This window comes from Rhizobium sp. 05L429 (assembly GCF_056397645.1).
The window spans coordinates 38434-47781 of sequence record NZ_JBFTNV010000048.1 but is presented as its reverse complement, the minus strand read 5'-3'; the positions used below and the strand labels follow the sequence as shown (position 1 = coordinate 47781).

Annotated in this window: 8 protein-coding genes; 6 read left to right on the top strand and 2 right to left on the bottom strand. The window is 60.1% G+C overall.

Going from position 1 to position 9348, the window contains the following annotated elements:
* Positions 1-210: 210 nt before the first annotated feature.
* Positions 211-1395 (bottom strand): exo-alpha-sialidase, encoded by a 1185-nt coding sequence (locus tag AC1DNW_RS33215; protein ID WP_113311903.1) that lies wholly within the window; start codon positions 1393-1395, stop codon positions 211-213.
* Between the two features lie 11 nt (positions 1396-1406).
* Positions 1407-2312 (bottom strand): dihydrodipicolinate synthase family protein, encoded by a 906-nt coding sequence (locus AC1DNW_RS33210; protein ID WP_113311904.1) that lies wholly within the window; start codon positions 2310-2312, stop codon positions 1407-1409.
* A gap of 276 nt (positions 2313-2588) precedes the next feature.
* Between AC1DNW_RS33210 and AC1DNW_RS33205 the strand changes: the two genes are divergently transcribed.
* The 6 genes from AC1DNW_RS33205 to AC1DNW_RS33180 all read left to right on the top strand — a co-directional run bounded on the left by AC1DNW_RS33205 (position 2589) and on the right by AC1DNW_RS33180 (position 9335).
* Positions 2589-4229 (top strand): ABC transporter substrate-binding protein, encoded by a 1641-nt coding sequence (locus AC1DNW_RS33205; RefSeq protein ID WP_477855522.1) that lies wholly within the window; start codon positions 2589-2591, stop codon positions 4227-4229.
* 133 nt (positions 4230-4362) lie between these two features.
* Positions 4363-5319, top strand: coding sequence for an ABC transporter permease (locus tag AC1DNW_RS33200; protein ID WP_477855521.1), 957 nt, complete (start codon positions 4363-4365; stop codon positions 5317-5319).
* A gap of 2 nt (positions 5320-5321) precedes the next feature.
* Positions 5322-6281 carry an ABC transporter permease gene (locus AC1DNW_RS33195; RefSeq protein ID WP_113311906.1) on the top strand — a complete coding sequence of 320 codons (960 nt, stop codon included), beginning with the start codon at positions 5322-5324 and terminating at the stop codon, positions 6279-6281.
* Entirely contained in the window at positions 6281-7285 is a 1005-nt protein-coding gene (locus AC1DNW_RS33190) for an ABC transporter ATP-binding protein (protein WP_477855523.1), read from the top strand. The genes AC1DNW_RS33195 and AC1DNW_RS33190 overlap by 1 nt, the downstream gene beginning before the upstream one ends.
* Positions 7285-8277, top strand: a complete 993-nt coding sequence (locus AC1DNW_RS33185; protein ID WP_477855520.1) for an ABC transporter ATP-binding protein — start codon at positions 7285-7287, stop codon at positions 8275-8277. Before AC1DNW_RS33190 ends, AC1DNW_RS33185 begins: the two co-directional genes overlap by 1 nt.
* Positions 8274-9335, top strand: coding sequence for a four-carbon acid sugar kinase family protein (locus AC1DNW_RS33180; protein WP_477855519.1), 1062 nt, complete (start codon positions 8274-8276; stop codon positions 9333-9335). Before AC1DNW_RS33185 ends, AC1DNW_RS33180 begins: the two co-directional genes overlap by 4 nt.
* The last annotated feature ends 13 nt before the right edge of the window (positions 9336-9348 follow it).

Genomic DNA, 9348 nt, shown 5'->3' with positions numbered 1-9348 from the left:
CGTTAGGGGAATTCTGCATTAATCCTTGGCGATCAAAAAAACTCATATCTTATTGAATAAAATAAATAAATTTCATTTGCGCAATCCATCTGTCCGGGCGACTGAACTTGTCAATCAACTATCGCACATTTGTAAAATATGAGCGCAAGGAACGGCCGACTGATTTTGCGCATTCGGCCGTTCCTTGCGCTGCCGCTATCGTGCTGGCCGCTAAACAATTGATTCCAGTGGAAGGCGCACATATTTGATGGCGCGCCGATAGTAAGTGTAGGCCACGTGAAGGGCGCCGTCCGGTCCCTCTATTATCGAGGGATAGGAGAACTCACGGTTGATCATATCCTTCGAATTGTTGCTCAGGCAGTAGCCGTCGCCGGTGTCGAGATCGATTTTGCGCTCAAAACTGCCGTTTTCATCAACGGAAATGGCGAGGCTGAGTGGCGCGCGCGGGACACCCCAGACGGCTTTTCTCGCCGTCGTGTCGGGCGTTTCAGCGACGGGCGCCTTGTCGCTGTCGATCTCGTCATAGAGCGACTGACGCCGCGCATCCGATGTAGCAGCACTGCTATGATTGTAAACCATTGCAATTCTTCGATCTTTCAAGCCTATGGCCTGGATTGAGGAATTGTTGTTGGGTAGATTGGTCTGCTCCGGCACGCTCCAACTCTCACCCTGATCGGCGGATAGTGAGGCACGGATATTCTCCGAGAAACGATCCCGAAAGAAGGCGATCATCCTGTCGTCATCGAGGGGCACGATATTCATGTGCACGGCGCCGAGGCTGCCTTCTATCTCCCTCATTTGCCAGCTTCTCCCGGCATCACGAGAGATCAATACGCCTGCCGTGTCGGCATCGCCGCTCCAGCGCTGGCCAGGCAGGCTGATGCAGCGGAAGACCGGAAGCAGCCAGTCACCTTTGCCGTTGACGATAACGGGCTGGCGCACGAAAGTGCCGGGCAGATCGCAGAGGATGGTAGGCGCCGCAAAGCTCTTGCCGCCATCTTCGGAAATCCGACATTTGACAACTGCACCGTCTTGATCACCTGATGTCTGCGAGGTGTAGAGCAGCCAGACGCGGCCGTCCGGTGCGTTGAAAACTAACGGGTTTTGTTCGGATTTCGCCGGATCGTCCGACATTTTTTCCGGTTCGGACCAGCGGTCCGCTCCGGGTGTCAGCCGCGACATGTAAACGGAGATGTCGCCCATGCCTTCCATCGTGCCGCCGAACCAGACGCAGGTGAGCGTGCCGTCCGCCAGAAACGCGAGATTGGCAGCATGGTTCTGGATGCAGGGGGAGGGCAGATAGGCGTCAAAGCGGCCAGTCTGGGCAGTGTTTGCCCTGAGCATGCCGTCCATCAGTGCGGGAACTTCCTCGGGTTTCAAACCTGTCGATTGCATGGTTTCCTCCGTTACGGCAGCTTTGCGTAGCCTTCGGCGAGTGCTGCATATTCAGCATCATGGAGCGGCACCAACGGCGCGCGCGTGCGCCGCCAGCCGGCGTTGCCGGTCTTCAGGCCGACCATCGCCTTGATCGTCGGGATCTGGACATAGGAATTCGACAGCGTGCGGAAGGCATTGATGCGGACCTGTGCAGCGTCGACTTCGGTGCTCTTCGTCTCGTCATGGACATGGTCGTAAACCGTGCGCAGTGAATTTGCGACGAGGTTCGAGGTGGCGGTGATGCAGCCGGCGCCGCCGGCTTTCAGGAGGGGCAGCAGCAACGGGTCGGCGCCGCAAAGCACCGAGAAGCCCGGGCAGGCTGCGATGATCGCCTGCATATTATTGAAATCGCCGGCAGATTCCTTGATGCCGACCACGGCTTCGGGGAAGGCTTCGACCAGCCGACTGATCAACGGAATGGAGAGCGGAACGCCCGAAACCTGCGGGATGTGATAGAGGATCACCTGCAGGCTGCTGTCGCCGATCTTCTCCAGAACCTGTGCGTAGGCTGCGAACAGGCCCTCATCGGACACCCCCTTGTAATAGAAGGGCGGCAGCATGACCACCTTGGTGACGCCGAGCGAGAGCGCATGCTTCGTCAGTTCGACCGTCTCGGGAATAGCGACGACACCGGTGCCAGGCAGCAATTTGTCGGCCGGAATACCGGCTTTCAATGCGGCTTCGAGGATCATACGGCGTTCGGTGGAGGAGAAGGAGTTGGCTTCGCCCGTCGTTCCAAGCAGCGCAACGCCGTGACAGCCTTCTTCGATCAGCCTCTGGCAATGTTCTGTGAAGAGGCCGAGATCGGGGCTGCCGTCGGTATTGAGAGGGGTGGTTGCGGCGCTGTAGACGCCTGTAATCTTGTGATTGCTCAAGGTATCCTCCTCGTCAGACCGGGCCTTCCCGGCACGTTCCTACACTGTCGTATTCATCGCAACGCATCGCAGTTGTCAATCTTACAAATTTGAAAAYCCGAGGCGTCGTTTTTTAACATATTGATTTTATGTATTAAATAATTTCCCCTTTCCGCTTTGATGCTTCTCCCGTTATTTTCCATTGACAGATTTACATTATCGCGCAAATGTCGGCGGCATATCGCGCAGGTTCGGGGAGGTCTTTCGAAAGGCGCGCTATTTGCCACGGAGGAGCAAATGACAATTCGCAACGACCAAAACTCTTCGCAGATTTCCCGCCGCAGCGCCCTGAAGCTGGGGCTCGCGGCCGGCGTCGGCTTCTCGCTCTTCGGCGCGAGCGCACGCATCGTCCTGGCGCAGGATGGCCAGGTCCTCAAGGCCATCAATCCCGCCTTCGACCAGGACTGGTMGCCGCTACGCGGCGGCGGTCGAACCTTCCGCTGGAATTCATTCTGGTGGGCGTCGCCGATGTATTTCGACGCCGACGGCAAGATCCAGCCTTACGTCTTCACGAGCTGGGATTCGCCGGACAAGAAGGTCTGGACGTTCAAGATCGATCCGAAGGCAGTCTTCTCCGATGGCAGCAAGATCACCGCGGCCGATATCAAGGGCTCCTGGGAAGTTTCTTCCATGCCCAATACGAAGAACCAGCGCGTCGACCAGTTGCTGAGCAAGGTGCAGGGCTACAAGGAAATCTCTGCCGGCTCGGCGAACGAGCTGACCGGCGTAACAACGCCTGATGAATCGACGGTTGTCTGCACGCTGGCGGAAGCAGATCCGATCTTCTTCATGCGCCTTGCCAACCACATCGTACCGATCACCAAAGCCGCCCAGTCGCGCGGCAGCGATGGTGAGGAAGTGGCCGATTGGTACAAGCCTGACAGCAACGCCGTCTATTCCGGCCCCTTCAAGCTGACGGCCCTCGATATCGACGCCGGCACGCTGACCTTCGAGCCGAACGAGAAGTTTTTCGGACCGAAGCCGAAGCTCGCTCGCATCGAGATCAGCTCGATCGAAGACAACGTGACTGCGACCTCGCTGATCAAGTCCGGTGAGTACAATGCTCACACCGAGCTCGTCACCTCGACGATCATCCAGGACCTCGGCCCGGAATTTTCTGCCGGTCCGCTGATCCCGACCAGCCAGCATTTCTGGTTCAACACGTCGCGCGCACCGATGGATGACCCGAAGGTTCGTCAGGCGCTGATCATGGCGGTCGATCGCGACGGTTTGTTCAAGGCTTCCTATCCGGATGGTCCTCACAAGAAGGCTGACCAGATCCTGAACTCTGTTCCGGGTGCAGATAATTCCGGCTTCGAACCCTATCCGTATGATCCCGCAGCGGCCAAGAAGCTGCTGGCTGAATCGAGCTATGGCGGTCCCGAGCGTCTTCCAAAGCTGCTGTTCGTCGGCATTTCTGGCCCGGCGATCCAGGCGGCTGCCCAGTTCATCGCCGAGCAGTGGCGCCAGAACCTCGGCATCACCGCCGTCGATATGAAGCCGCAGCAGGACGCCTATGCCGGTCCGGACCAGAACGCGGTGCAGATCTTCCGCGATGACGTCGGCACGCGTGTTCCCGATGCGGTCTCCTATCTCGCCGGCTCCATCGCCTCCACTTCGTCGAACGCCCAGAACAAGCTTGGCGGATACAAGAACGACAAGGTGGACAGCCTGCTTGCGGAAGCCGCGACCAAGGCTGTCGATGATCCGGATCGCGTGAAGCTCGCGCAGGAAGCCCAGAAGGCCTTCCGCGACGACTGGGCCTTCCTTCCGTGGTATTCTCAGGCGATGTCGCGCTGGGCCACCAAGGACGTCAAGGCCATGGAAAAGAACCTCGACTGGCAGGTTGTGGCTCCTTGGGATGTTTCCATCGGCTAACGCCGACAGCAGGGCCGCATGATGCGGCTAAAGCAGCGGTGCGAAGGCCGAAAGGCCTTCGCACACTATTTCAAGAAGAACCGGCGGCTGCGGCCTCCCGCGGGAATGCGCCGGGAAAGAATGGGAGGTGGCCTTGCTACGCTATGTGCTCACGCGGTTCGCCATCTGGATTCCGTCGGTCCTGGTCGTGATGATGGCCGTCTACGCGATGGCTTTCTATGGTGCCGGCGATCCGATCAAGCTGATCTTCCTTCGCGCGCCTGGTGACGTCGCCTATAATCCGCAGCGTATCGAAGCGATCCGTGAAAGTGCGGGTCTCAACAAGCCCTTTATCGAGCAGTTCGGCCTCTACGTCTGGAACCTGCTGCATGGGCAGTTCGGCAATTCGCTGACATCGGGCCGCTCCGTCTGGGCGATGGTTTCGGCGGCCGCGCCGGTTTCCTTTCAGCTTGCGCTCTGTTCCATCATCCTGACGGCTGTCGTCGCGATTCCGCTCGGGATGATCGCGGCCCTCAACCAGAACAATCGCGTGGACTACACGATCCTTGGTACGGCCCTTTTCCTCTGGGCGATCCCGGCCTATGTCGCGGGCCCCCTGCTGATGGTGGCGCTGATCGTGCTTCTGCCGATGATCAAGGTGCCATATGGATGGGGCGGCGTCTTCGACATGCGCATCATCCTGCCGCTCATCGTCCTGTCTTTCCAGCCGATCGCACTGATCGTGCGCCAGACGCGCGCCGCCGTCATCGAGGTGCTGTCTGAAGATTTCGTCCGCACCGCGCGTGCCAAGGGCGTGCCGGAGATCGTGGTCGCCCTGAAGCATATCCTGCGCCCGGTGCTGACGCCTGTCGTCACGCAGCTCGGCCTCATCATGATCACGATCGTCAACGGCGCCATCTTCGTCGAGCTCGTCTTCGGCCTGCCGGGTCWTGGCCGATTGACCGTGCAGGCGCTCATCAATTCCGATTATCCCGTCATTCTGGCGATCACCCTGATCGGATCCTTCCTGGTCATGGCATCGAACCTGCTGGTCGATGTGCTCTATCCGCTGCTCGATCCGCGAGCCAATGATTCAAGAAGGAGCCGCTGATCGTGTCCGCTATTCCTCTCTCGACGATCGACACGGCCGAGGAACCGCCCGTCAATCTGTGGCGCGACGCTTGGCATCGCCTGAAGCGCAACAAGCTTGCGATCTTCGGTCTGATCGTGATCGTGATCCTTGCCTTCACGGCAATCTTCGGCCCCGCTCTGACGCCGTATGACTATCTCAGCCAGGATCTCGCCTCGCGCAATGCGCCGCCGTCGTTGGCGCATTTCTTCGGTACCGATGATCTCGGTCGCGACGTCTTCAGCCGTATCGTATTCGGGACGCGCACGGCCTTCCTCGTTTCCGTTATCGTCACCGTCATCGCTGTTACGATCGGGCTTCTGCTCGGCGCGGTCGCCGGCTTCTTCGGCAATCCGTACGACCGGGCCATCATGTGGTTGACCGATGTGACGATGTCGGTGCCGAACCTGCTGCTCGTCGTCGTCATCAATGCATCGCTGAAGACGCCGATCACCAAATGGATGGAGGCGCAGTATCTCGCAACCCTCAATCCCTTTTACCGACAGACGGTCTGGGTGGACTTCCTCCTGGTCTTCGGCTCGATGGCATTGATCTCCTGGCCGCCTTATGCGCGCCTCGTTCGCGCCCAGGTGCTGTCGATCCGCAATCGTCCCTATGTCATGGCGGCGCAGGCGCTCGGTCTTTCCAACTGGATCGTTATCATGCGCTATATCGTGCCGAATGCACTCGGACCGCTGATCGTTTCCGTCAGCGCCGGCCTTGGTACGACGATGGTGCTGGAAAGCGCCTTCAGCTTTCTCGGCGTCGGCGTCAATCCGCCCACGCCGAGTTGGGGCAACATGATCTCGGACGGCCTGCGCGTCTGGCAGCATTATCCGCATCTCCTCGCCGCTCCGGCGGCCGTGCTCGGTCTTGCCTCGGTGGCCTTCAGCTTCCTAGGCGATGGCCTCAACGACGCACTCAATCCGCGGGGCAGCAAATGATGAACGCAACCACCAGTGAACGCCTGCTGGACGTAAAGGATCTCACCATCGAGATCGACACGCGCCGCGGCCCCGCCGTCGTCGTCGATGGCATCGACCTCTACGTCAACAAGGGCGAAACGCTCGGCGTCGTCGGTGAATCCGGCTGTGGCAAGAGCCTGACGATGTTGAGCCTGATGCGGCTCTTGCCAAACAAGATCAAGGTGACGAAGGGCACGGCCAAATTCGACGGCCGCGACCTGCAGAAGATGTCGAATAGCGAACTGCGCAAGGTGCGCGGAGGCGATGTCGGCTTCGTCTTCCAGGATCCGATGACCTCGCTCAATCCGGTCATGCGGATTGGCGACCAGATCTGCGAGCCACTGATCTATCACCGCAACATGTCCAGGAAAGAGGCACGGGTTCGCGCCGTCGAGCTTTTGCGTCTCGTGGGCATTCCGGGGCCGGAAGAGCGGCTGATGGCCTATCCGCACGAGCTGTCGGGCGGCATGCGCCAGCGCGTGATGATCGCGATCGGCCTTGCCTGCAATCCGAAGCTTTTGATCGCCGATGAGCCGACCACCGCGCTCGACGTGACGATCCAGGCGCAGATCGTCGACCTCGTGAAGGATCTGCGTTCCAAGCTCGGCATGTCCGTCGTCTGGATCACCCATGACCTCGCGCTGATCGCCGGTCTCGTCGATCGCGTCGCCGTGCTCTATGCCGGCACGGTCGTGGAAGATGCGCCGGTGGACGAGCTTTATGCGCGTCCGAGCCATCCCTATACACGCGGTCTGCTCTCCTCGATCCCGAAGCTTTCGGATGCGCCGACGAGCCGGTTGTCCTCGATCGGCGGCACGCCGCCGGAGCCCGGCCGCCGTCCGAAGGKTTGCCCCTTTGCGCCGCGCTGCCCGCTGGCCGAAGCCGTCTGTCATGAGCGCGTGCCGCGGCTGGAGCCGATTTCCGGCAACAGCGCCCATCGTGCAGCTTGTTTCGTCGTCCAGAGAATGCAGGAGGCCGCGTGATGGGTGCTCAACCGCTCTTGAAGGTCGAAAACCTCGTCAAGCATTTCCACGTCAAGCTCGGTGCCTTCGGCGAACGCTCGGCGACCGTCTATGCACTCGACAACGTCAATCTCGAGATCATGGAAGGCGAGACGCTGAGCCTCGTCGGCGAATCCGGCTGCGGCAAGTCGACGACCGGTTTCACCATTCTCAATCTCTACAAGGCGACGAGCGGCAAGGTGGTCTATAAGGGCCAGGACCTTGCGACGCTGGACGAAAAGCAGATGCGGCCCTTCCGCCGCGACCTGCAGATCGTCTTTCAGGATCCCTATTCGACACTGAACCCGCGCATGACGGTGGGCGAGGCGATTGGCGAGCCGATCCTCTTCCACAAGCTTGCCACCAAGGCTCAGCTCAAGGACAAGGTCGCAGCTTTGTTGACCGATGTCGGCCTGCCGACGCGTTTTGMCCAGCGCTACCCTCACGAGCTCTCGGGCGGCCAGCGGCAGCGTGTCGTCATTGCCCGTGCGCTTGCCTGCCAGCCGAAATTCATCGTTTGCGACGAGGCGATCTCGGCACTCGACGTGTCGATCCAGGCGCAGATCATCAACCTGTTGCTCGACCTACAGGAAAAATATGGCCTGACCTACCTGTTCATCGCCCATGACCTGGCGGTCGTTCGCCATATCAGCACCCGCGTCGGCGTCATGTATCTCGGCCGTCTGGCCGAGTTGGCAACGCGCGAAGAACTCTTCGACAACCCGTTGCATCCCTATACGCAAGCGCTGCTTTCGGCTGTTCCCGAGACCGATCCGGAGCTAGAGCGCACCCGAAAGCGCCAGATCCTGCAAGGCGATGTGCCGAGTCCGCTAAACCCGCCGACGGGCTGCCGTTTCCATACGCGCTGCCCGATCGCCATGGAGGTTTGCGGCAAGGTCATTCCCGAATGGAAGGAAGCAAAACCCGGCCATCTCGTCGCCTGCCATGCCGTCAATCCGGGGCAGGCCTCATGACATTGAAAGTCGCCATCATTGCCGACGATCTGACCGGCTCTCTCGATACGGGTACGCCCTTTGTAGAGGCAGGGCTGTCAGTCGCTGTGGCGATCGATGTCGAAGCGGCCGGCAAGGCGCTTGAAACCGGTGCCGAAGTCGTGGTGGTCAATACCGCCTCGCGCGGCCTGCCGGAGGAGGAAGCGGCCGCGCGCGTGCGGGCTGTCGCCGAGACCCTGCGCGCTGCCGGGTCCGCCATTTTCATGAAGAAAATCGACTCCCGGCTGAAGGGCAATGTTGCGGSCGAAAGCATTGCGCTCGCCGGCGTGCTGGGTCTCAAGACTATCCTCGTGGCGCCTGCCATTCCTGATCAGGAGCGCATCACCTATCGCGGTTGCGTGGTCGGGCGCGGCGTTGAGCATCCGTTACCGATCGCCGACCTCTTTGCCGGATTTGCCCGCGAAGTATCGGTCGCCGATGCCGAGGACGATGCCGATCTCGACTTAGTGGTTGCCGAGAATGACTGGCTTTCGACGCTTGCCGTCGGCGCTCGCGGTCTGGGTTCCGCACTGGCGCGCCGGCTCGGCGAGGCCGCACGGCTCACGCCGGAGTTTCTCGCGACGCGGAAGACGCTCTTTGCCTTCGGCTCTCGCGATCCGATCACGGTCGTGCAAATGGATCGTCTCGAAGCTTCCCATGCGCTTCGCATCGTCGTTGATGCGCCAATGGGCGCGGTCGAGAGCGGCGAGGGGCTGGCACTGCCAGCGATGCTGCGCTGCACGGGCGAGATGAAGAATGATGCCGCGCTTGTCGCCTCTCGCTTCGCGAAGGGCGTCAAATCGGTCATAGATGATACGAAACCTGACATGATCATGGTTGGTGGCGGTGATACTGCACTTGCCGTTTTCCGGGAACTGGGTGTCACAGTTTTGTTGCCGAAGGGTGAAATCGAGGCCGGCGTTCCCTGGTTCGACGTTAAGGATATCAACGGGCGGCAATTCCGGTGCGCCGTCAAGTCGGGGGGCTTCGGCAATTCCGATAGTTTGCTAAGACTGATCGTTCGGAATCAGGCGGCGTAACGTATGCCAGCAG

Excerpts from the sequence above, each read along its gene's own strand:
- AC1DNW_RS33215 (WP_113311903.1), bottom strand. The coding sequence starts at position 1,395 with ATGCAATCGACAGGTTTGAAACCCGAGGAAGTTCCCGCACTGATGGAC.